Here is a 21,529-nt window from a genome sequence, read left to right as displayed (position 1 = left end):
ACCACGCACGCCCGGCGCTTCCCGGGCAGGCCGGGCGTCAGCCGTCGGAGTCTTCGGCCTTCGCCTGCTCGCGCAGCTCGAACCAGATCGACTTGCCCTCGCCGCGGGGGTCGACGCCCCACGCGTCGGCCAGCATCTCCATCAGCAGCACCCCGCGGCCGCTGGACGCCATCTCGCCCGGGTGCCGTTTGTGCGGCAGCTCGTCGCTGGAGTCCGCGACCTCCACGCGCAGCCGCCGGGTCCCCAGCTCGCCCAGGGCCTCCGCGACCAGCAGCGCGTCGCCGTCGGTGTGCGTCAGCACGTTGGTCAGCATCTCGGAGACCATCAGCTCCGCGGAGTCGACCTGGTCGGGGTCCGCCCAGTCGTGGAGCAGCTCCCGCACCTGCCGGCGCGCCCCGGAGATCCGTTCCGGCTCGGCCTGGGCCACGGTCAGCACGGTGCGCCGGGCCGGGCGGGTGTGGGGGGACACCGAGGTGCCGCAGCCGCAGCCCCCGCCCTCGCGGCACAGCAGGACCACGGCTATGTCGTCCTCGCGCCGGTCGGCCAGCGGCCCGGTGGTGTGGTGCGAGGACGGGCCGTGGACGGCCTGGACCAGCAGGTCGGCGAGCTTTTCGAGGTGCTCCGCGTCCGGTCCCCCGGTTTCCGGCCCGCCGGCCGGGTCCTCGGCTTCGAGGACGGCCCGCAGCCGTGCCCAGCCGGTGTCCAGGTCGTGGCCGCCGGTCTCGATGAGGCCGTCGGTGCACAGCATCAGCGTCTCGCCCGGTTCGAGGGTGAAGCAGGTGGTGGGGTAGTCGGCGTCGGGGACGATCCCGAGCGGGAGTCCGCCCGCCGTCGGCCGCATCAGGACCGTGCCGTCGGTCATCCGGACCACCGGGTCGGGGTGGCCGGCGCGGGCCACCTCCAGCCGGCCGGTCCGGGGGTCGCACTCCATGTAGAGGCAGGTGGCGAAGCGCGGGCTGGTGTAGTCCGGGTCGGGGCCGCCCTCGGCGTACCCCCCGTCGGTGTACGAGGAGGCGGATCCGCCGTCACGGCCGCCGCCGTACCTGCCGCCGTACCCACCGCCGTATTCGCCGCCGTATCCGCCGTCGTACCCGTCGGCGTAGCCGCGGGGGCCGTCCTTCTCCTGCGAGGAGCACAGCCCGTCGAGGAAGCGGGAGGCCCGGGAGAGCACCGCGTCCGGGCGGTGCCCCTCGGAGGCGTAGGCGCGGACCGCGATGCGCAGCTGTCCCATCAGGCCCGCGGCGCGGACGTCGTGGCCCTGGACGTCCCCGATGACCAGCGCGAACCGGCCGGAGGGCAGCGGGATCATGTCGTACCAGTCGCCGCCGACCTGGAGCCCGCCGCCGGTGGGGACGTACCGGGCGGCGATCCGCATGCCAGGGATTTCGGGGCCCAGCTGCGGCATCATCGAGCGTTGCAGGCCGGTGGTGAGTTCCCGTTCGGACTCCGTCACCCCGGCGCGCTGGAGGGCCTGCGCCAGCATCCGCGCCACCGTGGTCAGCACGGACCGCTCGTCCGGCGAGAAGGACACCGGGTGCTTGAAGGCCGCCATCCACGCCCCCATGGTCCGCCCGGCCACGATCAGGGGGACGAAGGCCCAGGAGGACCGGCCGAAGGGCTCGGCCAGCGGCCAGGTCGCGGGGAAGCGCCGCTTGTACTCCTCGGAGGTGGGCAGGTAGACCGCCCGGCCGGTGCGGACCACCTCCGCGGCCGGATAGGCCGTGTCCAGCCGCATCTCGGTGAAGGGGGTCTCGTCCCCCGGGCCGTGCCCGTGGTGGCCGATGATCGACAGCCGGTCCCCGTCCACGCCGAAGACGGCCAGCCCGTCGGGGCTGAACCCCGGCATCGAGAGGGAGGCGGCGACCCGGAGCACCTCCGCCGTCGACCGGGCCTCGGCCAGCGCCCGGCCCGCGTCCAGCAGGAAGGCCTCGCGGGAGCGCCGCCAGTCGCCGGTGATCGGGGTGTGCGCGGCGGTCGTGCCCGGCTGCGGCTCGGCGATCTCCTGGACCGTGCCGATCAGCTCGTAGTCGATCCTGCCGTGCGTGGTGGCGGCCGGCACCGGTTTGGAGCGGCTGCGTACGGTGCGCAGCACGCGCCCGTCCGCGTCGACGATCCGCAGCCGGGCCTCGGCGAGGGTGCCCTCGGCGACGGCCAGGTCCACGATGGCCTTGATCTCGTTCCAGTCGACCGGGTGGAACCGCGACCGTACGGCCACCTCGGGCAGGACGGCCGGCTCGGCGGGCAGCCCGAGCAGCCGGGCGGCCTCGCTGTCGAGAGCGACCATCCCGGAGGCGTTGTCCCATCGCCACAGGCCGGTCGCGATCGCGGCCAGGACGTCCTCGGTGCGCACCAGGTCATCTTTACAGCTGACCTGCCCGGGCTGCCTGTTCAGGGCGCCTCCGCCGCCCCCACCCGGCCCTCGACGGCCGCGCCAGCGCGGTACCCGTCCCGGACGGTAACCTTGTGAGGGTTGAATCCACCCTGGTATCGCGAAGAACTGGATGACTGATGCATCGGTACAGGTCCCACACGTGCGGCGAGCTTCGTGCCTCCGACGTCAACGCTGACGTCCGGCTGAGCGGCTGGGTGCACAACCGTCGAGACCTGGGCGGCATCCTCTTCATCGATCTGCGCGATCACTACGGCATCACGCAGCTCGTCGCCCGTCCCGGCACCGCCGCGAACGAGGCGCTGAGCAGCGTCAGCAAGGAGACCGTCGTCCGGATCGACGGCAAGGTCGTCTCCCGCGGCGCGGACAACGTCAACCCCGAGCTGCCCACCGGCGAGATCGAGATCGAGGTCTCCGAGGTCGAGGTGCTCGGCGCGGCCGGCCCGCTGCCCTTCACCATCAACACCGACGACGGTGTGAACGAGGAGCGGCGCCTGGAGTACCGCTTCCTCGACCTGCGCCGCGAGCGCATGCACCGCAACATCATGCTGCGCTCGGCCGTCATCGCCTCCATCCGCTCCAAGATGGTGGCCCTCGGCTTCAACGAGATGGCGACCCCGATCCTCACCGCGACCTCCCCCGAGGGCGCCCGTGACTTCGTCGTCCCCTCCCGCCTGAACCCGGGCAAGTTCTACGCCCTCCCGCAGGCGCCGCAGCAGTTCAAGCAGCTGCTGATGATCTCCGGCTTCGACCGCTACTTCCAGATCGCGCCCTGCTTCCGCGACGAGGACGCCCGCGCCGACCGCTCGCCGGGCGAGTTCTACCAGCTCGACGTCGAGATGTCCTTCGTGGAGCAGGAGGACGTCTTCCAGCCCATCGAGAAGCTGATGACCGAGCTCTTCACCGAGTTCGGCGGCGGCCGCGCGGTCACCTCGCCGTTCCCGCGGATCCCGTTCCGCGAGTCGATGCTCAAGTACGGCAACGACAAGCCCGACCTGCGCGCCAAGCTGGAGCTCGTCGACATCTCCGACGTCTTCGAGGGCTCGGAGTTCAAGGCGTTCGCCGGCAAGCACGTGCGTGCGCTGGCCGTCCCGGACACCGCCGGGCAGCCGCGCAAGTTCTTCGACGGCCTGGGCGAGTACGCGATCTCGCTGGGCGCCAAGGGCCTGGCCTGGGTGCGGGTGGGCGAGGACGGCGCCCTGACGGGCCCCATCGCCAAGTTCCTCACCGAGGAGAACGTCAAGGTCCTCACCGAGCGTCTCGGCCTGGCCGCCGGGCACGCGGTGTTCTTCGGCGCGGGCGAGTTCGACGAGGTCTCCAAGATCATGGGCCCGGTCCGGGTCGAGGCCGCCAAGCGCGCGGGCCAGTTCGAGGAGAACGTCTTCCGCTTCTGCTGGATCGTCGACTTCCCGATGTACGAGAAGGACGAGGAGACCGGCAAGATCGACTTCTCCCACAACCCCTTCTCCATGCCGCAGGGCGGCATGAAGGACCTGGAGGAGAAGGACCCGCTCGACATCCTGGCCTGGCAGTACGACATCGTCTGCAACGGCATCGAGCTGTCCTCCGGCGCCATCCGCAACCACGAGCCCGAGGTCATGCTCAAGGCCTTCGAGATCGCCGGTTACGACGCCGAGACCGTCGAGCGGGAGTTCGCCGGCATGCTGCGCGCGTTCCGCCTGGGCGCCCCGCCGCACGGTGGCATCGCCCCCGGCGTCGACCGCATCGTGATGCTGCTGGCCGACGAGCCGAACATCCGCGAGACGATCGCCTTCCCGCTGAACGGCAACGCGCAGGACCTGATGATGGGCGCGCCGACGGTGCTGGAGGAGTCCCGCCTGCGCGAGCTGAACATCGCGCTCCGCAAGCCGGTGGAGACCAAGACCGGCGAGCCGGTCGAGAAGGCGGTCAAGCCGCACCAGTAGGCCGCGGGGCGCTAGCCACGGACGTGCCGAAGGGCCCGGGATCGGATGATCCCGGGCCCTTCGGGCTGTACTGCGCCGTGCGGCGGGCGCGGCGGTCGGTCAGGGACGGTCTCGGTCAGGGACGGTCGAGGAAGCCGTCGAGGACGCCCTTGAGGAGGGCCGCCGAGGTCAGCTCGGACGGCGCGGGCCCGGCGTGGAAGAAACCGGTGTGCGGAGCGTCCAGCTTGCGCAGGAAGTCGAAGGCCTTGGAGTCGTGGTCGCCGAAGGCGACGAACTGCCAGTGGATGTCGTGGGCGGCCGCGTCGGCGATGGCCTGCTTGGCGGGCTGGCGGTTGTCCGGTGCCCCGTCGGTCTGGAACACCACGAGCGCGCGGTGGTCGCCACCGTCCTTCCGGTACCGCTCGACGACCGCCTCGACGGCCACGTGGTAGCTGGTGCGGCCCATGCGGCCCAGTTCGGCGTGACGGGACTCGACCCAGGCGGCGTCGTGGGCGTCCAGGGTGAGGTCGGCGGTGCCGTCCACCTCGGTGGAGAAGAAGACGGTGTGCACGGTCGCGTCCGCGTCGAGGTGCGCGGCGAGGGCCAGGGCGTGGTCGGCGAGGTACTGGGCGCTGCCGTCCTTGTAGAACCCGCGCATGGAGCCGGAGCGGTCGAGGACCAGGTACACCTTGGCGCGCGCCCCGGCCTGCCCCTTGCCGCGCAGCACCTGACCGGCCGCCTTGTAGGCACCCGCCACTTCGGGCGCCTGCCGCTTCACGGCGGCGAGCGCGACGGCGGGGCCGACCTCGGGAGCGGCGCTCTGGGGCTCCGCCTCGGCGGCGGCGGCCACCGGCTCCGGCTCGGCGACGGGCTCGGGCTGGGGCTCGGGAGTGGCCTCCGGCTCCGGCTCGGCTGCAGCGACGGGCTCCGGCTCGGCCTCTGCGGCGGGCTCGGGAGTGGCTTTCGGCTCCGGCTCGGCGACGGGCTCGGGCTGGGGCTCGGCTGCGGCGACGGGCTCGGGAGTGGCCTCCGGCTCGGGCTCAGTGACGGGCTCCGCCTCGGCGGCGGCGACGGCCACGGGCTCCGGCTCTGCTGCGGGCTCGGGCTCGGCGGCGACGGCCACCGGCTCCGGCTCGGCCTCGGCGGCGGGCTCCGGCTCGGCCTCGGCGGCGGGCTCCGGCTGGGAGGCGGTGGTCGGCTCCGGTTCGGGGGTCGGGGTGGGTTCCGCTTCGGCCGTCGGTTCGGCGGCGGCGGGGGCTGCCTCCGGCTCCGCTTCCGCGACCGGCTCGGCCTTAGGCGTCGGCCGGCCCGACTGCGCAATCGGCGCGGGCGAGCCACCGGTTGGGCCTTCCGAAGTGGTCGCGGGCGACGGCCGGCGCGCCTCCGGGACCGTCGGGTCCGTCGTCTGGGTCGGCGCCGTCAGCACGGTCCCCGGCTCGCGATCGCGCGGCGCGGACTGCGGCGGGACCGTCGGGTTGTCGAAGGACGCCGCCACCAAGTCGGCCGCCACGTCCAGCGGCGTGCGTTCGGTCTGGCTCGGGACGGCCGCCGACGGGGCGTCCGACGAATCCGGAACGGGTTCGGCAGACCGTCCGAACACCTTGCGCAACAAGCTCCGAATACCCATGGGCCAGGCCTTTCGCATGTGTGCGTGCGTCATTTGTCCGTGCTGCGCGGTAGATCCCTACCCAGAGTGGACACGTAAGGTTATCGGCCCCTTGGCTGGATCGTCGGCAGGGGCGCCAATCGTGGCGTTCCTGTCACCTGCGCACTCCGGGCGCCCTGCGGGAACTCCCCCCCTCGCCCCGCCCGATTCACGCAGCGTTCATCTCCGCGACACGGCATCCGTGCGACCCCACAGGGGGTTTCACGTGAAACATCCGCTTTCCGCGGCGGGGCGTCAGTGTTCCGTGGCGATGGCGCGGGCGGCGGCGATCTCTTGGTGGAGCGGGGCAAGGACGGAGTCCTCCATGCCCGGTGGGGGTGGGGCGATGCGGACCTCGGCCGGGGTCCTGCTGGTCCGCACGCCCTCCGCCAGGCCCCGGAGTTCGGCAGTGGCGGCCGCCACCTCCTCGGGACCGGGCGGCTCGGCCCCGTGGTTGACCCGTACCCGGGCGGCGGTCGTGGCGTCCACGATCCGCTCGACGGCCACGACCAGCGGCCACCACGCGGCGGCCCGCGCCCCTGTGGGCGGGGGCTCGGTCAGCGCCCGCTGGAACTCGCTCCGCACCCCCGACAGCTCGCGGTAGATCCGCCGCCGGGCCTGCAGCCTGACGGTCCGCGCCGCCGCCTCGTCGGCATCGGTCGCGTCAGCGGCGCCGAACGCCCGCTCCACGTACCGGGCCGAGTCCTCGACGGCGTCGGCCAGCCGGTCCCCGATCCGGGTGTGCCAGCTCTCGGGCCACAGCAGGTACCCCGCGACCAGGGTGATGGCACAGCCGATCAGGCTGTCCAGCAGCCGGGGCCAGATCAGGTCGAAGCCCTGGTGGTTGAGCTGGTCCGACAGCAGCAGGATCACCGGGGTGATCGCGGCGGTCTGGAAGGCGTACCCCTTGACGGTCAACGCCGGGATCAGCGCGGCGAGTACCGCCATGACCGGTACGTCCCACCACCCCCGCGGTACCTCGGAGAGCACGGCGGCGGCCAGGACCAGTCCGCCCGCCGTACCCAGAGCCCGCAGAACCGCCCGGGAGAACACCGAGCCGAAGTCGGGCTTGAGGACGAAGGTGACCGTCAGCGCGACCCAGTACGAACGCTCGACCGGCACCAGCGAGACCAGCGCCTGCGCCAGCCCGATGCACAGGGCGAGCCGCAGTCCGTACCGCCAGGAAGCGCCCGACAGCACCATGTCGCGCACCGCCCGCCGGGCCCGGTCACGCAGTGCGGCCGGCCTGCCGAGCCGGTCGTCGGCGTTGTACGGGTCCCCGTCGTCCCGGTACACGACCGCCGCCGCGTGCCGCAGAGCCGCGTCGATGGCCCGCTGGGACGGTCCGTACGGGGCCGGAAGGTCCAGGGCGGGCTCCCGTTCCCCGCTGCGGCCCTCTTCGACGGCCTGGGCCAGCTCCCGTACGGCCGCCGGGACCTCGGGTGGCAGCGGGCGGCCGCTCAGGTGCGCGGCGGGCGCCGCGTCGACGAGCGGGATCAGTACGTTCAGCTGGGCGAGCATCCGCACGAGGGACGGGTTGCGCCCGTGGTCCCGGGCGCGACGGCCGAGGATGAGGTCGTAGGCCTGGTTCAGGGCCTGGGTGACCTCCAGGCGCCGTTCCTCGTACCCGGATCCGCCCGCGGCTTCGAGGGCGTCGGCGAGGGACCGGTAGCAGGCGGCGACCGCGGCCCGTTCGGGTTGCCGCCCGCGCAGCGGCCAGCCCAGCAGGGTCAGCGCCAGTACGAACAGTCCGCCGGCGGCGAGCAGCAGGGGCGCGGTCCACCAGGGTTCGGGGAGCGGCAGCCCGGCGCCCACCGCGGCGTTGAGCAGGAGCAGCAGTCCGGAGACGGACGCGACGGTGCCGATCGAGGAGATCATCCCGGACACGAGGGCGATCAGGGTGAGGGCGCCCACCGCGAGCCAGCCCTGCCCGAAGACGAGCGTTCCCAGGGCGACACCGACGGCGCCGAACAGCTGGGGCACGGCGATGTTGAGGATCCGCATCCGGTAGGCGTCGGCGGTGTCCCCGATCACCCCGGACAGGGCGCCCATCGAAACGAGCGCGCCGTATTCGGGCTCGTCGAGGGCGAAGCCGATGGCGAGGGGGGTCGCCATCGCGATCCCGGCGCGCACGACGGCTGCCCAGGGCACGGGGGCCCGGCTCGGCCGCAACCCCCTCAGCAGCCAGGCGGGCGGGGCCAGTGGGATCTGTCGGGCGGCGGCCCGGGCCCGTTGCTGCCCGGGCGGTATGTGCTCGGTGGGTCGTTCGCTGGTCATTCCGCTTCCGTGGCGCCGCTCGCGAATCGGTTCTGCTGAGCTGTGGAGGTTCTACGGGGGTCTGTGGAGTTCTGGGCCCGTTGCGTACGTTCCGAGCTTATGGGGTGCGGCGCAGTCGTCCGGTCAGCCAGGCGGCCAGCGCGGCGGCGAGTCCGATGGCCAGCACCAGCCATGCGGTGGTGCGCAGGAACGAGGTCAGGGCGTCGTACACCGCGCCGGCGGCCGGGCGGTCGACGTCGGGCGGCAGATCGTCCAGGGTCAGGCGACGGCAGACCTCCACCGTGATCCACAGCAGCGCCGCCCCGACGGCGAGCCCGATACCGGTGGCCACCACGGCACGCCTGCGCCGCACGGCGACGGCGACCGCCGCCAGGGCGAGCACGACGGTCAGCAGGGGAAGCCATACGCCGGCGATCTGGAGCATGCGGAATCCTTCCCGGAGCGCGCCGAGATCGTCGTACTCCATGACCTTCACGGACAGGTGCGTGACGGGGATGCGGTCCGCGAACGGGACCCCGTCCGCTATGAGTTCCCCTTTGACTTCGGCGAGCACGGGCGCCAGGTCGATGGTCACGGCGTCTCCGTGCCCGGTCGTCAGCGCGCGGAAGAAGGCAGCGTGCGCGGCGCGGTTGGCGGCGTCCCACGCCGTCCGGTACGCCGGTGTCCCGACGAAGGACCGCAGGGCCTCGCCGAGCAGGGTGTCGACACTGCCCTGGAAGGGTCCGGCGTCGATCTGACCGGCCAGGGCGCGGGTGCCCTGGGTGACCACCACGTTCTGCACGGCGGGATCACGGGCGAGCGGGGACATGGCGGCGGTGTAGCGGCCGGCGTCACCCAGCTCCCGGTCGGCCCAGTACGCGACGGCGCTCGCGGGCACCAGGAGGGCCACGAGCACGATCAGTACCGCCGACAGCGAGGTGCGCACGTCCCCAGGGAACGCCCTCGGGGCCCCGCCGGGCCAGCTCGGTTGCTGCGTACGGGTGACCCCCCACCCGGCGCGTCGCCCGGGTGGCCGGGGTGATCCACTTGCCGCCCCGGGACGGCGGGTGTGCCCTGGAGGGTGGACAGAGAGGAGCCCGCCATGGCACACGCGGCACCCACCGCTCCCCGTCAGCACCATCGGATGACAGGGGCGGACATCCGGCACATCAGCAAGAGCGCACTGACGGTCCCCCTGCTGATGGGCCTCGTCTACGGCGTCTGGGCGGCCTTCATCAACCGCCAGATGGGCCCGGTCGACGCCGGCAACGTCTTCTACGGGATCCTGTGCGGCGTCGTCTTCGCCGCCTGCGTGTTCGTCCTCGCCCGGTTCGGCTCCCGCTTGGTGCGCGAACTGCACGCGGCCGCCTGGGGCGCCTTCGCGGGCATCGCCATGGGCTACCTGTTCAGCCAGACCAATGAATCCGTGCTCCGGTCGGCGGGGATCGGCCTGGCCGTCGGCGTGGGCACCACCCTCGTCGCGTTCTACCGCTACCACTCGATCGAGGACTGACCCGCGACGCGCCGTCCACCGGGCGGCGCCGGCCCCGTGAGGGGCCGGCGCCGCCGTCGGTTCACTCCGTCGGCGCCGCCTCGGCCGGGCGGCCGGGCGGGTTGCCCGAGCAGTCGGTGTCCTCGCTTTCGGGGCGGCGGGCCGGCGGCGGAGTGGAGCGGGCGACTTCGGCGCGGAGCATGGCGTTGAGAGCCGCGAACGGGTCGATGGGCATGGCGGAACCTCGCGGTGTCGCAGGGGTGTGGTCAAGGCGCGCTGGAGGAGGCGGATCGGCCCCCGCGTGGACGACCCCGCGGGGCGAAACGCCCGGGCCCGCTCAGCAGCGCAGGACCACACTCCGTACCGCCGACTGCGACGCGCCCGCCGCAGCTGCCCCGTCCGGGGCCGTGCGGGGCGGCTGAGCGGCACGTTTCACGTGAAACACCACCACGGGCCGCCGCACCTGCGGCGTCTCGCGCGTGAAGGTCCGCAGGGCCGGGCGGGCCTCCACGTCCGGGGCCGGATCCGACGAGCCGTCGGAGGGCTCCGCCGGGGCGCTGGTGGCAGGACGGGACTCCGCGGCCGTGGCCGCCGAGGGACCGGCGCCGCACACGCACAGCAGCACGACGCAGGCCAGCATCAGGGCCCTCGCCAGCCTCGCCCGCGCACCGTTCATGCCCAGCTGTGTGCCCCGACGCGCCGGGGCCCGTGCCGCCGTGGGGCGAGAAACGCCCGATGGAGGGACGAAGACACCCCCGTCGGCTGACACGCGGCTGCCCGAGCGGTTCAGCGGGTGTGGTGGCGTCCCGTCAGCCGGGCCACGACGACGGCGTCCGCGCCGACGAGTTTGAGTCCCGCCCGCTCCGGATGTCCCGCCCGCTCCGCCCGCCCCCCGCGCTGCGGCACCCCACCGCCGGCCTCCACCGGTACGACCCGGTCCACGGTGAACACGGCCGTTCGGTGGTCCGCGCGGGCGATCTCGATGACGCGCCCGCGTCGCAGACCGGCCAGCCGCAGCTCCTTGCCGGTGACGACGGCGGTACCGGCCGACCCCGGGGCCGGGCTGTCGGGGTCCCAGCGGACCCTGCCCTCCGGGTTCCGGGAGGAGACGTGGAGATCCACCTCCAGACTCGGGATCCGCAGGTGCACCGGCCGCGCCGCCCGCATCGGCGGGACGGTGGCCGAAGAGCCCCGGGCCGGCCGTGAGCCGCTGCCGGGAGCGTGCGGCCCGGCTTGACCGGCGTACTCGCCGCCGGGCTCCAGCTCCCGCACCAGACGCCGGTGACCGGTCAGCCCCAACGCCCGCGAGGGCAGTGCGTCGCTCGCGGCGACGGGTTCGGGCTCGGCGCCCTGGGTGCTGTGCAACATCGCTACGCCGGTGCCGAGCAGAGTGACCGTCAGCGCACCGACGGCCCACTGGGCGCGGGCCATGGCATTCCCTCCTGGTCCGGCTCGGGCGGCCGGATCCTTTCAGCAGTGGACCGCTCCGGGCCCCCGCGCACATCGGGAGGCGCTGGACACCGCCGACATGTCACCGGTGTGTCGTAACACCCCGGGCGCGTCTTCGCAGATGGAGGGGGGTGCGGCCGCCGTTTTCCGGCCAATGCCACCGGTGCACCCGTACGGGTGAGGAGGACGGGCGGGAAACGTCACCGCCAGGGAGCGGGCACCGCCGGAACGTGGTCACCGCCGGAACGTGGTCACCGCCGGGGTCAGACCACCACCAGCGCCGCCGCAGCAGCGCCCATCAGCGCGGCGGCGACGTGGATCGCCGGGTGCCCGTAGTCACCGAACCACAGCTGCCGGGCCAGACCGCCGAGGCCGGCCAGGGCCACGATGACGCCGATCTGGGCCAGCAGGGTGATGGCGGTGAAGGGGGCCAGGAGCAGCAGGACGGAAGCCAGCCAGAACGGGGCGGCGCCCGTCCAGCCACGCCACCTCCAGATCGCCGTCTGCATGTGCCACCGGCCCCTTCACCGTCAACTGGTCGGCTGCACAGCCTCCTTGGGCGCAGTGGCGGGCACAAGTGCGCGTTCGGCTAGATATCCGAAGGACAGGCCGAAAGTCGCCCACAGCGCCGCCTGGATGGTGAGGGACGCGATCCGGAACTGCCAGATCAGCGCAGCCGGGAAGTCGGCCGGTACCTCGTTGATGCCGGGCAGGAAGACGTACGCGAGGGCGACCGCCACGACGAACGCGAGCCCGGCGACGACCGAGGCGTTCCAGTTGCCCATGCGCGGAGCGAGCCGCCGCCCGAGGATCAGCGCACCCGACGCGAGGAGCACGCTCAAGGCGATCATGAGGACGAAGAGGGTGGTGCGGTGGACCACCGTCTCCGGGTCGCCGACGGCCGGGGGGTTGGAGGGGTACTTGAAGAACGGCACCAGGTTGACGGTGACGAACAGGCCCCCGGCCACGAGCGCCGCGGTGGCCCGAGGGCCGAAGCGGCCGATGCGGCCCAGGGCGTAGCAGAAGACGAGAGCGGCGATCCCGCCGAGCGCGACGCCGTAGAGCAGGGTGCCGGTGCCCAGGCCGGCCGTGGCCTGCAGGGCCCGGCTGACCGGGGCGGCGGCCTCGTCACCGTGGTCGTGACCGGCCGAGGCCGCCTCTTCGAGGGCGATCGCCGCATCCACCTTGGACTCGCCCAGCACATAGGCGACGAGGAACGCGGCCAGCCCTGCCAGCAGGCCCGACAGCATGCCCCGGACGAGCAACACGCGGGGCGATACGGAGTTCATGTTGATCGGTACTCCGGATCAGTGGCAAGGGAAGCCGAGGAGGTGACGGCCGTCGTGCATCCACTCGTGGACGGTGTTGCCTTCGAAGAGCGCGGTCGCGCCCTGCTCGGCGCCGACGAGGTAGAGCAGGAAGAGGGTGACGATGCCCGCGAAGACGGCCCAAGGGGCCAGCGCGGAAAGGGAAATCGGGGCGACGGCGGCGGGAGCCGTCGTGGGCACGGCGGAGTGGGCCATGGCAGAACCTCCAAGGGAACACGCGTCCCGGTCAGTGGTGCTCTTTTGGCGAAGGTGGCGGGTCTGACTTCCCTCCCCGTATCCGTGCGGGAGGTTTCACAGTGGCGCGACCGTGCCGGATTCTCACCGGTACTTCCGTCATACCTTCGTCATGTCGTCCGTGACCGTACCGCGCGCCCGGCCCGATTACCACGGCGTGTGGGCGCCGTCTCACGCCCGGGGCGCGCGCCCTACCCTCTTCCCATGCCCGCTGTACGCCTGCGTCTGGTGACGCCACCGCTCGACCGGGCCGCCCGCCAGGGGCGGTTCGGCCACGGGGAACCCTGCCCGGGCCACGAGGGCCTGCGCGGCCCCGACATGGGCCGGTGGGCCGGCCGGACCCTGGACGAGGTCGCCGCCGAAGACCCGGATGCGCTCCGGCAGTGGCTCACGGATCCGTCGTACGCGCCCCCGGGCGGCGGGGAGTCGGTGGCCGCGCTGATCGCACGAACGGGCGCCCACCTCGCCGGCCTCGCCCCCGGCACGTACCGCGCGCGGGTGGAACAGGCCGTCGTCCGGGCGGCGGTGGTGTACGCCCTGGACCTGCCGACGGCAGCCTTCTGGCGGCTCGACGTACGGCCGGAGACCGTCACCGCGCTCACGGGACGCTCCGGGCGCTGGAACCTGCTCGTGGGGCAGCCGGACGGCCCGGAGGGCGCGGACCCGGGAGACGCGAGCGGCCCGGACCCCGCGACGCGGTCCGGGCCGAACTGAGCGGTGCGCGACGGGCTTACGCGACGATCCAGTCGCTGGTCGCGATGACCGGCTGCACCCCGTCACGGTGGATGGTGCCCTCGATCAGGCCGTACATCCGGTCCGCCGCGAAGTAGACCTCGTTGTCGTTCTTGAGGCCGAACGGCTCCAGGTCGACGAGGAAGTGGTGCTTGTTGGGCAGGTTCAGCCGGACCTCGTTGACCCGCGGGCAGTTGTCCAGGACCCGCTCCGCCATCTGGTTCAGGGTCTGCTGGAGCGAGTAGGAGTACGTCTCCGCGAAAGCGTCCAGCATGTGCTTGCGGACCTTCTTGTACGACCGGTCCCAGTCGTACGCGGGGTCGTCGGCGGCGAGCGCCGAGTGCGCCCAGCGCGCGGTGACCTTGGTCGCCAGGATGCGGTCGTACGCCTCCTGGAGGGTCGTGTACTCGTCCTTGATGTAGCCGTGGAACTCGGAGTTCGTCGAGTTCATCACCGTCAGGTCCTTGAGGCCCGAGATGACCTGGAGCCCCGTCGTCTCGCTGTAGGTGATCTGAGCGGTGCGCACTTCCTGACCCTTGCGGACGAAGGAGTGCTGCTCCTTGCGCGTCGGCACCGGGATGCGGTCCCAGACGTACTCCTCGATGCGGATCTGCGCCTCGCGGATCGGCTGCTGGGAGGAGACGAAGTGCTTGGCGAGGAGGATGCCGAAGGCCTCGGGGGAGTCGATGCCGTGTTCCTTGCCGAAGGCGTAGACGGTGTTCTTCGTGGTGTCCGTCGGCAGGCAGTTGGCGTTGTCGCCGGTCAGGTGGACGTCGCGGAACTCACCGCGGAGCGCGACCGAGACGTTGAGGTCGCGGATCTCGTGCCAGGAACCGTCACTGCCCTTGCGGGTGACCTTGACGATGCGGTTCTCGGCCTTGCCGTACTGGTTCTGGGCCAGGACGTGCTTGCTCATGCTGTCTTCCTTCGGGTCTCGGGAACACGGAGTCCGGTGGTCTGGATCCCGTACGCCCGGCGTCCAGCGTCCGCCCGAAAGAAGGCGTGCCGCTCCCCGCCGTTCGGCCGCGTGGGGCCGCCCCGGGACTGACGTGCATCCCGGTCCGTAGGTGCTGGTGGTGGTGCTGCCGCGGTGCTCGGTGGCGCTTCGCACCGCTCCACGGATTGCAACACGCGTACGGTGCCGTATCCACCGCACGGATCATCCGAATACCCGCACCCACGCCTTGGGCGACCCCACAGCAACGGGGCTGTTCGCGCAGGTCAGACCATGTGCGCGTCCGCGACCGACAACGCCTCGTCGAGGATCGCCAAGCCCTTCGTCACGTCCTGCTCCGAGACGTTGCACGGCGGCGCGACGTGGATGCGGTTGCCGGCGACCAGCGGCCAGAGCCCGCCCTTCTTGCAGGCGGCCGCGAACGCGGCCATCGGCGCGTTGTCGGCGCCGGAGGCGTTGTAGGGGACGAGCGGCTCGCCCGTCTCCGCGTCCCGTACGAGTTCCAGCGCCCAGAAGGTGCCCAGGCCCCGGACCTCGCCGACCGAGGGGTGCTGCTCGGCGAGCGCGCGCAGGCCCGGACCCAGCAGCTCGGCGCCGGTACGGGCGGACTGCTCGACGATGCCCTCCTCCTCCATCGTGTTGATCGTGGCGACCGCCGCGGCGCACGCCAGCACGTGACCGGAGTACGTCAGCCCGCCCGGGTAGGGCCGGCGGGCGAAGGTCTCCGCGATGGCGGCGGAGATGGCGACACCGCCGAGCGGGACGTAGCCGCTGGTCACGCCCTTGGCGAAGCAGAGGAGGTCGGGGGTGACGTCCCAGTGCTCGCAGGCGAACCACTTCCCGGTGCGGCCGAAGCCGACCATGACCTCGTCCAGGATGAAGACGATGCCGTAGCGGTCGCAGAGCTCGCGCACCCCGGCCAGGTAGCCGGGCGGCGGCACGAGCACGCCGGGCGCCCCTCCGACCGTCTCCAGGATGATCGCGGCGATCGACTGCGGGCCTTCGAAGACGATGGTGTCCTCCAGGTGGCGCAGCGCGCGGGCGCTCTCCTCGGCGTCGGTGGTCGCGTGGAAGGGCGAGCGGTAGCGGAACGGGCCCCAGAAGTGGACGACACCGGCGGTCGCCGAGTCGTTGCCGAAGCGGCGGGCGTCACCGGTCAGGTTGATCGCGGTGGACGTGGCGCCGTGGTAGGAGCGGTACGCGGCCAGCACCTTCGGGCGTCCGGTGTGCACGCGGGCCATCCGGACGGCGTTCTCGACGGCCTCGGCGCCCGCATTGGTGAAGAAGATCTTGTCGAGGTCGCCGGGGGTCCGCTCGGCGATGAGGCGGGCCGCCTCGGAGCGGACGTCCACGGCGAAGCCGGGGGCGACGGTACAGAGCTTCGCGGCCTGCTCGGCGATGGCGGCGGCGACCTTGGGGTGCTGGTAGCCGATGTTCGTGTAGACGAGCGCGCTGGAGAAGTCGAGGAAGCGGTTGCCCTCGTAGTCCCAGAAGGTGGAGCCCTCGGCCCCCGCGACGGCGAGCGGATCGATGAGTTCCTGGGCCGACCAGGAGTGGAAGACGTGCTTCCGGTCGGCGTCTTTCACGGCGGCGAGGGCGTCGGCTGCTGCGTTCATAATCCGAGGGTAGTTGTCCAATATGTGGACATACTCGCCGACGGACCTGACGGATCGGGTGGGCACGGCTTCGGCGCCGTCCGGGAGCACCGCTAGCGTCGGCCGCCCGTCTCCGGGGCGGCAGGGCGGGGCGGCCGGGAGGTTTCCGCACGGGGGTGGGAAACGTTCCGGCCGGCCGTCTCGCCGCCCACCGTTTGTTTCGCATGGCGGAAAACTTCTTCCGTTGCACGGAAGAAACTGAAGAGATTCTGTGACGTTCCCGTGGTGGTTGAGAAGGGGTGCATAAAGGAATATCGGGATTGGTTGCCCCGGGCGGGGGTAGGTGCGGCGCGCAGGAGTGCGCGCGGAGACGGGCGTGCGGACACGTACGCGCGGAGACGGGAGGCCCTGTGGCCGAGCAGACTCGGAGGCTGGTCCTGGGCGGCGCGACGACCGGCGTCGTCACCCGTTGCCGCGACTTCACCCGGCAGGCGCTCACGGACTGGCAGTGGCGCCGGGACCCCGAGGCGATGGAGGACGTGCTCCTGCTGGTCTCGGAGGTCGTCACCAATGCCTGTCTGCATGCCGGAGGCCCCCGCGAACTGGTCCTGCGTCACGGCCCGGGCGGCCTGCGCGTGGAGGTCAGCGACGACAGCCCCGATCCCCCCCGCCGCCGGCCGGCGGGCGACCGCAGCCGCCCCGGCGGGCACGGCCTCATCGTGCTGGCACGGCTCGCGAGGAGCTGGGGCGCCGAGCCGTCCGGCGGCGCGTTTCCCGGGAAGACGGTGTGGCTGGAAGTGCCGCCGCCCGCTGTGCCCGCCCAGCCGAGTCCCCCGGCTCCCGACGGGACCCGGGGTCCCCAGCCGTCCCAGGACCGTCCTGCGGGTCCTCAGCGTCCGTGAGGAACTCCTGACGGAGCCGGGTCAAGGTCCGGTTCAGCAGCCGCGAGACGTGCATCTGCGACAACCCGAGCAGCCCGCCGATCTCGGACTGTGTGAGTTCCTGCCCGAAGCGCAGCTCCAGCAGGGTCCGCTCGCGGGGGGAGAGCCCGGCCAGCATCGGCTTGAGGGACTCCAGGCACTCGATGAGGTCGTACGCGGCCTCCTCCTCGCCCAGCGCCGTCGGCGCGGCGTAGGGGTCGCGCTCGCTCTCCTCCTGCGCCGGCGCGTCCAGGGAGCGCGCGGAGTAGGCGCGCGCCGCCTTGCGACCCTCGACCAGCTCTTCCGGCGTGACGTGCAGCTGCGCGGCGAGTTCGATGTCGGTGGGCTCTCGGCCGAGGTCCTGTTCCAGCGCGTCGTGTGCCTTGGCCGTGTCGATGCGCAGCTCCTGGAGCCGCCGGGGGACCTTGACGGCCCAGCTCGTGTCGCGGAAGAACCGCTTGATCTCGCCCGTGATGGTGGGCATGGCGAAGGAGGTGAACTCGACCCCGCGGTCCGGGTCGAACCGGTTGATGGCCTTGATCAGGCCGATCGTGCCGACCTGGACGATGTCCTCCATCGGCTCGCTGCGGCCCCGGAATCGCCGGGCCGCGTACCGCACCAGGCTGATGTTCAGCTCGACGAGGGTGTTGCGGACGTACGAGTACTCGGCGGTGCCCTCCTCCAGCCCGGCCAGCCTGCGGAACAGGGCCACCGAAAGGGCCCTGGCCTCGTGGGTCGCGACGTCTGTGAGCTCTGTACGGTCCATAACTCTGCGCTCCTGCGACGGAGGGGTCCCGGGTAGGGGCCGTCGTTGCGCTGTCCCGGGTGATATACCCGTCCCAACCATTACATACCCGACGTTTCCTTCCGGTCTTCCGGGGCGGCTCCCGGGTTGCGGCGACAGGGATCCGTGCCGGGTCGCACCGCCCGCCCTGGCCCGGCCGCCCCCGGCCCGGTCCACGGCGACGGCAGTCTCCCGCCCCGGCCCCGGCCGCGCGGGGGGCCCGGAAGAGGCCGGTGGGGCTGGCCCCCGTACGGCCGTCCCGGCAGCCGGATGGGGCGGCGCCCGGCTCTCGACAAGCATGGGGCCATGCCCAGTCACCGCCGCCGCAAGGCCGCCGCCCTCTCCGCCCTCGCGCTGTGCGCCGTCGCAGTCACCACCAGCCCGGCCGACGCCACCACCACCCCCGGGACGACCGCACGGCGGGCCGCCGCCGTGCCCGCCCTGGACTGGCAGGACTGCACCCACAAGGGCGCCCTGCCCGGACAGCAGTGCGCGACGCTCGCCGTCCCCCTCGACTACGCCGACCCCGGCGGCCGCCGGCTCCGCGTCGCCGTGACCCGGCTGCGCAGCGATCACCCGCAGGCCCGGCGCGGGACGCTGCTGGTGATCCCCGGCGGCCCCGGCGGCTCCGGCATCCAGAAACTGACGTCGACGGGCCCCGCCCTGGCCCGGGAGCTGGCCGGCGCGTACGACCTCGTCTCCCTCGACCCGCGCGGCGTCGGCGGCAGCAGTACCGCCGCCTGCGGCCTGGCCGAGGAGGACCGGCACCTGGTCACCCTGCGCTCCTGGCCCGGCCCGGACGGAGACGTCGCGCAGAACGTGGCGCGCTCCCGCAGGGTCGCCGAGGCCTGCGCCGCACACGGGGGGCCGGAGCTGCGCAGCTTCACCACCGCCAACGAGGTGCGCGACATCGACCGCCTGCGCCAGGCCCTCGGCGAGCGGAAGCTGTCGGCCTGGGGCACCTCGTACGGGACCTACGTGGGTGCCGTGTACGCCCAGCGGTTCCCGCAGCACACCGACCGCCTGGTACTGGACAGCAGCGGCGACCCCGACCCGGCCCGCGTCGCGCGCGGCTGGCTCGCGAACATGTCGGCCGGCGCCGACGACCGCTTCCCCGACTTCGCGGCCTGGGCGGCCGACCAGGCGCGGGACGCCGAGGGCCTGCGGCTCGCCGCGCACCCCGAGGACGTACGCCCCCTCTTCCTGGAGATGGCGGCGAAGCTCGACAGCGAGCCCAGGCAGTCCAACGTCCCGGATGTGCCGCTGACCGGCAACCGGCTGCGCCAGGCGCTCCAGACCACCCTCTACGGCAACGACTTCGCGCCCCTCGCCCGGCTCCTGCTGGCCACCCGGGACCCGGCCGCCCGACCCGTGCTGCCGCCCGCGGTCTCGGGGCCGCTCCCGGACACGGACGCGGCGGCGGTCCTCGGGGCCATCTGCAACGACGTGTCCTGGCCCCGGGACGTGGCCGCGTACGGGCGCGCCGTCGCCGCCGACCGGACGGCGCACCCGCTCACGGCCGGGATGCCGGCGAACATCACCCCCTGCTCCTTCTGGAAGGACCGCCCGGCGCAGCAGCCCACCCGGATCACCCCGGACGGGCCGTCGAACGTCCTGATGGTCCAGAACCTGCGGGACCCCGCCACCCCGTACGCCGGCGCCCTCAAGATGCGCGAGGCGTTCGGCGGCCGGGCCCGGCTGGTCAGCGTCGACGCGGGCGGCCACGGCTCCTACCTGGGCAACGGCAACGCCTGCGGTGACCGGGCGGTGACCCGGTTCCTCACCACCGGGCAGCGGCCGCCGCAGGACACGTACTGCGGGAGCTGAGCTGCGCCCCTACCCTGGGTGCAGTGCAGGGGGGACCGGTCGTCCAGAGGGAGCGGTCCATGACCCGGCGTCGTTCCCCACGGCCGGTGAGCTCCGGCGACCTCCTGGCCACGCTCGGACGGCTCACCGCGCAGGCGCGGCTGGGGGCCGAGTTCCAGCAGGCCCGCGTGGAGCTGGCCGAGGCCCTGCAACGCGAGATGCTCCCGGCGTCGCTGCCCGATGTGCCGGGGCTGCGCACGGCGGCCTGCTACTCGCCGGCCCGGGGCGGGCTGGAGGTCGGCGGCGACTGGTACGACGGCTTCGAGCTCGGGGACGGGTCGCTCGCGTTCTCCATCGGCGACGTACAGGGCCACGACGTGGAGGCGGCGGCCTTCATGGGCCAGATCCGGATAGCCCTGCGCGCGGTGGCCGCCGCCGCGACCGATCCCGGCGACGTCCTGGCCCGGGCCAACGACCTGTTGCTGTCGGTCGGCCGGGACCTCTTCGCGACCTGCAGTTTCCTCCGCTTCGACCCCCGGACCTGGCGGATCGAGGGCGCCCGCGCCGGGCACATCCCGGCGGTGTGGGCCACGGTGGACGGCTCGTACGGGTTCGCGGAGGACGAGGGCGGGCTCCCACTGGGCGTGCTGGCCGGGGGAGAGTACCCGGTGACGGCCCGGCCCCTCGCGCGGGCGGGCGCGTACGTGCTGCTCACGGACGGGGTGGTGGAGGGGCCGTCGTTCCCGATCGGGACGGGCCTGGGGCAGGTGGCCCGGGTGGTGCGGGACGGGGCGGCGGCCGATCCGGAGGAGCTGGCGGCCGAGGTGCTGCGGGTGGCCGACTCCACCGGCCACGCGGACGACGCGGCGGTCCTGGTCCTGCGGCACGACGCGCCACCCGGCCCGTAGGACCGTCGTCCCGTCGGCGCGACCCGCCACCCGGCGCACGAGACCGTCGGCCCGCGGCGGGACCCGCCACCCGGCGCACCGCGCGTGTCAGGGACCCCCGGGGGGCCCGAGCCGTTGTCTCATACGTGGGATGAGCACCGAGCGAGGGCAGCGGCGGCAAGGTCTGACCCCCACCCCGTCCCTTCTGCGTCAGGCGCTGTGGATCCTCGCGGTGGCCGCCGTCTACTACGGGACCGGCCTGCTGGGGCTGCTCCAGCGCGTGGTCGTCGAGGGAGCGCAGGTCACGCCGTTGTGGCTGCCCACCGGGATCGCCGTCACCGCCCTGCTGTGGCGGGGGCCGCGGATCTGGCCCGGCCTCGCGCTCGGCACGTACCTGGTCATCCGGACGATCGCCCCGGTCGCACCGAGCGGGATCATCATCATTGCCGGCAACACCCTGGCCCCGCTGTTGGCCTACGCGATGCTCCGCCGGGCCGGATTCCGCCCCGAGCTGGACCGGCTGCGCGACGGCCTGGCGCTGGTGTTCCTGGGCGGCCTGCTGCCGATGCTGCTCAGCGCGACCGTCGGGGCCCTCGTGCTGGCCCTCACCGGGAGCCTGCCGTGGGACGGGTTCTGGCCGGTGTGGGCGGCCTGGTGGGCCGGGGACGCGATGGGCGTGCTCGTGGGGATTCCGCTGCTGCTGGCCCTGCCCCGGATGCGGCTCCCGAGCGACCTGTACCGCACGGCGGAGGCGCTGGCGCTGCTGGTCGTGACCGTGCTGGTCACCCTGCTGGTGACGCGCAGCACGCTCTCGCTGCTCTTCCTCGTCTTCCCGCTGCTGATCTGGGCCGCCGTCAGGTTCCAGCTGGTGGGGGCGGCGCCGTGCGCACTGCTGATCTCGGTGGCGACGGTGTCGGCGGCCACCGACCGGGCGGGGCCGTTCGCGGACCACGGCATCCTCGAGGTGATGGCCAACCTGATGGCCCTCAACGGCTCCGTGGCGCTGACCGCGCTGCTGCTGTCGGCGCTGGTCACCGAGCAGAACAACGTCCGCGTGCAGATCCAGCAGGCCTGCGAGGACCTGGCCGAGCTGGTGAACCGGCTCTCCCCGCGCGCCCGGGGCTGAGCGTCTCGGGCTGAGCGTCCGGGGCAA

The 21,529-nt window shown here is 73.0% G+C and carries 19 protein-coding genes and 1 pseudogene; 7 read left to right on the top strand and 13 right to left on the bottom strand.

Features of this window, described 5'->3' with window-relative positions; genetic code table 11:
- Nucleotides 1-37 precede the first annotated feature (37 nt).
- Nucleotides 38-2,350, bottom strand: coding sequence for a SpoIIE family protein phosphatase (locus OHA81_RS15670; protein ID WP_329196514.1), 2,313 nt, complete (start codon nucleotides 2,348-2,350; stop codon nucleotides 38-40).
- Between the two features lie 158 nt (nucleotides 2,351-2,508).
- Between OHA81_RS15670 and aspS the strand changes: the two genes are divergently transcribed.
- Nucleotides 2,509-4,314, top strand: a complete 1,806-nt coding sequence (aspS, locus tag OHA81_RS15665; RefSeq protein WP_329196512.1) for an aspartate--tRNA ligase — start codon at nucleotides 2,509-2,511, stop codon at nucleotides 4,312-4,314.
- A gap of 115 nt (nucleotides 4,315-4,429) precedes the next feature.
- Here the strand turns inward: aspS and OHA81_RS15660 are convergent, their stop codons facing one another.
- The 3 genes from OHA81_RS15660 to OHA81_RS15650 form a co-directional block, all read right to left on the bottom strand.
- Nucleotides 4,430-5,920 carry a VWA domain-containing protein gene (locus OHA81_RS15660; protein WP_329196511.1) on the bottom strand — a complete coding sequence of 497 codons (1,491 nt, stop codon included), beginning with the start codon at nucleotides 5,918-5,920 and terminating at the stop codon, nucleotides 4,430-4,432.
- Nucleotides 5,921-6,193: 273 nt separating this feature from the next.
- Entirely contained in the window at nucleotides 6,194-8,215 is a 2,022-nt protein-coding gene (locus OHA81_RS15655) for an FUSC family protein (protein ID WP_329196510.1), read from the bottom strand.
- Nucleotides 8,216-8,312: 97 nt separating this feature from the next.
- A complete protein-coding gene (locus OHA81_RS15650; RefSeq protein ID WP_329196508.1) occupies nucleotides 8,313-9,140 on the bottom strand; it encodes a hypothetical protein in 828 nt (275 codons plus the stop codon).
- 156 nt (nucleotides 9,141-9,296) lie between these two features.
- On the opposite strand from OHA81_RS15650, the gene OHA81_RS15645 reads away from it, so the two are divergent.
- Nucleotides 9,297-9,707: a hypothetical protein gene (locus OHA81_RS15645; protein WP_329196506.1), complete on the top strand. Its 411-nt coding sequence runs from the start codon at nucleotides 9,297-9,299 to the stop codon at nucleotides 9,705-9,707.
- 61 nt (nucleotides 9,708-9,768) lie between these two features.
- Here the strand turns inward: OHA81_RS15645 and OHA81_RS15640 are convergent, their stop codons facing one another.
- The 6 genes from OHA81_RS15640 to OHA81_RS15615 all read right to left on the bottom strand — a co-directional run bounded on the left by OHA81_RS15640 (nucleotide 9,769) and on the right by OHA81_RS15615 (nucleotide 12,658).
- On the bottom strand, nucleotides 9,769-9,921 hold the full coding sequence (locus tag OHA81_RS15640) for a hypothetical protein (RefSeq protein WP_329196504.1): 153 nt from the start codon (nucleotides 9,919-9,921) through the stop codon (nucleotides 9,769-9,771).
- 102 nt (nucleotides 9,922-10,023) lie between these two features.
- Nucleotides 10,024-10,362: a hypothetical protein gene (locus OHA81_RS15635; RefSeq protein WP_329196502.1), complete on the bottom strand. Its 339-nt coding sequence runs from the start codon at nucleotides 10,360-10,362 to the stop codon at nucleotides 10,024-10,026.
- A gap of 110 nt (nucleotides 10,363-10,472) precedes the next feature.
- Entirely contained in the window at nucleotides 10,473-11,117 is a 645-nt protein-coding gene (locus OHA81_RS15630) for a hypothetical protein (protein WP_329196500.1), read from the bottom strand.
- A gap of 281 nt (nucleotides 11,118-11,398) precedes the next feature.
- Nucleotides 11,399-11,644, bottom strand: coding sequence for a hypothetical protein (locus tag OHA81_RS15625; RefSeq protein ID WP_329196498.1), 246 nt, complete (start codon nucleotides 11,642-11,644; stop codon nucleotides 11,399-11,401).
- 21 nt (nucleotides 11,645-11,665) lie between these two features.
- Complete coding sequence (locus OHA81_RS15620; RefSeq protein WP_329196497.1) at nucleotides 11,666-12,424, bottom strand: CbtA family protein; 759 nt, start codon at nucleotides 12,422-12,424, stop codon at nucleotides 11,666-11,668.
- An 18-nt stretch (nucleotides 12,425-12,442) separates the two neighbouring features.
- On the bottom strand, nucleotides 12,443-12,658 hold the full coding sequence (locus OHA81_RS15615) for a CbtB domain-containing protein (RefSeq protein WP_190185673.1): 216 nt from the start codon (nucleotides 12,656-12,658) through the stop codon (nucleotides 12,443-12,445).
- Nucleotides 12,659-12,901: 243 nt separating this feature from the next.
- Between OHA81_RS15615 and OHA81_RS15610 the strand changes: the two genes are divergently transcribed.
- A complete protein-coding gene (locus OHA81_RS15610; protein ID WP_329196494.1) occupies nucleotides 12,902-13,411 on the top strand; it encodes a histidine phosphatase family protein in 510 nt (169 codons plus the stop codon).
- Between the two features lie 16 nt (nucleotides 13,412-13,427).
- Here OHA81_RS15610 and pucL read toward each other — a convergent pair whose 3' ends face one another.
- Entirely contained in the window at nucleotides 13,428-14,345 is a 918-nt protein-coding gene (gene pucL, locus OHA81_RS15605) for a factor-independent urate hydroxylase (RefSeq protein ID WP_329196493.1), read from the bottom strand.
- A gap of 305 nt (nucleotides 14,346-14,650) precedes the next feature.
- On the bottom strand, nucleotides 14,651-16,000 hold the full coding sequence (locus OHA81_RS15600; protein WP_329196491.1) for an aspartate aminotransferase family protein: 1,350 nt from the start codon (nucleotides 15,998-16,000) through the stop codon (nucleotides 14,651-14,653).
- Nucleotides 16,001-16,509: 509 nt separating this feature from the next.
- On the opposite strand from OHA81_RS15600, the gene OHA81_RS15595 reads away from it, so the two are divergent.
- Nucleotides 16,510-16,881 (top strand): ATP-binding protein, encoded by a 372-nt coding sequence (locus OHA81_RS15595; RefSeq protein WP_329202308.1) that lies wholly within the window; start codon nucleotides 16,510-16,512, stop codon nucleotides 16,879-16,881.
- Here OHA81_RS15595 and OHA81_RS15590 read toward each other — a convergent pair.
- Nucleotides 16,871-17,746 (bottom strand): annotated as a pseudogene (locus OHA81_RS15590) (SigB/SigF/SigG family RNA polymerase sigma factor); the annotation flags it as partial. The gene OHA81_RS15595 and the pseudogene OHA81_RS15590 overlap by 11 nt on opposite strands.
- 243 nt (nucleotides 17,747-17,989) lie before the next feature.
- Here OHA81_RS15590 and OHA81_RS15585 point away from each other — a divergent pair.
- From OHA81_RS15585 to OHA81_RS15575, 3 genes are all read left to right on the top strand, one after another.
- A complete protein-coding gene (locus OHA81_RS15585) occupies nucleotides 17,990-19,510 on the top strand; it encodes an alpha/beta hydrolase (protein WP_329196489.1) in 1,521 nt (506 codons plus the stop codon).
- A 59-nt stretch (nucleotides 19,511-19,569) separates the two neighbouring features.
- Complete coding sequence (locus OHA81_RS15580; protein ID WP_329196488.1) at nucleotides 19,570-20,397, top strand: PP2C family protein-serine/threonine phosphatase; 828 nt, start codon at nucleotides 19,570-19,572, stop codon at nucleotides 20,395-20,397.
- 130 nt (nucleotides 20,398-20,527) lie between these two features.
- Complete coding sequence (locus OHA81_RS15575) at nucleotides 20,528-21,502, top strand: MASE1 domain-containing protein (RefSeq protein WP_329196486.1); 975 nt, start codon at nucleotides 20,528-20,530, stop codon at nucleotides 21,500-21,502.
- The last annotated feature ends 27 nt before the right edge of the window (nucleotides 21,503-21,529 follow it).

Origin of the sequence: Streptomyces sp. NBC_00667, assembly GCF_036226825.1 — a bacterium.
In the GTDB taxonomy this organism is placed as follows: Bacteria; Actinomycetota; Actinomycetes; order Streptomycetales; family Streptomycetaceae; genus Streptomyces.
The sequence above is the reverse complement of the archived record's forward strand: the minus strand, read 5'-3'. Positions and strand labels throughout refer to the sequence as shown.

Bases quoted from the DNA above. Each gene is read 5' to 3' on its own strand.
- aspS (WP_329196512.1), top strand. From the start codon at position 2,509: ATGCATCGGTACAGGTCCCACACGTGCGGCGAGCTTCGTGCCTCCGAC.
- OHA81_RS15660 (WP_329196511.1), bottom strand. From the start codon at position 5,920: ATGGGTATTCGGAGCTTGTTGCGCAAGGTGTTCGGACGGTCTGCCGAA.
- OHA81_RS15655 (WP_329196510.1), bottom strand. From the start codon at position 8,215: ATGACCAGCGAACGACCCACCGAGCACATACCGCCCGGGCAGCAACGG.
- OHA81_RS15645 (WP_329196506.1), top strand. From the start codon at position 9,297: ATGGCACACGCGGCACCCACCGCTCCCCGTCAGCACCATCGGATGACA.
- OHA81_RS15640 (WP_329196504.1), bottom strand. From the start codon at position 9,921: ATGCCCATCGACCCGTTCGCGGCTCTCAACGCCATGCTCCGCGCCGAA.
- OHA81_RS15635 (WP_329196502.1), bottom strand. From the start codon at position 10,362: ATGAACGGTGCGCGGGCGAGGCTGGCGAGGGCCCTGATGCTGGCCTGC.
- OHA81_RS15630 (WP_329196500.1), bottom strand. From the start codon at position 11,117: ATGGCCCGCGCCCAGTGGGCCGTCGGTGCGCTGACGGTCACTCTGCTC.
- OHA81_RS15625 (WP_329196498.1), bottom strand. From the start codon at position 11,644: ATGCAGACGGCGATCTGGAGGTGGCGTGGCTGGACGGGCGCCGCCCCG.
- OHA81_RS15620 (WP_329196497.1), bottom strand. From the start codon at position 12,424: ATGAACTCCGTATCGCCCCGCGTGTTGCTCGTCCGGGGCATGCTGTCG.
- OHA81_RS15615 (WP_190185673.1), bottom strand. From the start codon at position 12,658: ATGGCCCACTCCGCCGTGCCCACGACGGCTCCCGCCGCCGTCGCCCCG.
- OHA81_RS15610 (WP_329196494.1), top strand. From the start codon at position 12,902: ATGCCCGCTGTACGCCTGCGTCTGGTGACGCCACCGCTCGACCGGGCC.
- pucL (WP_329196493.1), bottom strand. From the start codon at position 14,345: ATGAGCAAGCACGTCCTGGCCCAGAACCAGTACGGCAAGGCCGAGAAC.
- OHA81_RS15600 (WP_329196491.1), bottom strand. From the start codon at position 16,000: ATGAACGCAGCAGCCGACGCCCTCGCCGCCGTGAAAGACGCCGACCGG.
- OHA81_RS15595 (WP_329202308.1), top strand. From the start codon at position 16,510: ATGGAGGACGTGCTCCTGCTGGTCTCGGAGGTCGTCACCAATGCCTGT.
- OHA81_RS15585 (WP_329196489.1), top strand. From the start codon at position 17,990: ATGCCCAGTCACCGCCGCCGCAAGGCCGCCGCCCTCTCCGCCCTCGCG.
- OHA81_RS15580 (WP_329196488.1), top strand. From the start codon at position 19,570: ATGACCCGGCGTCGTTCCCCACGGCCGGTGAGCTCCGGCGACCTCCTG.
- OHA81_RS15575 (WP_329196486.1), top strand. From the start codon at position 20,528: ATGAGCACCGAGCGAGGGCAGCGGCGGCAAGGTCTGACCCCCACCCCG.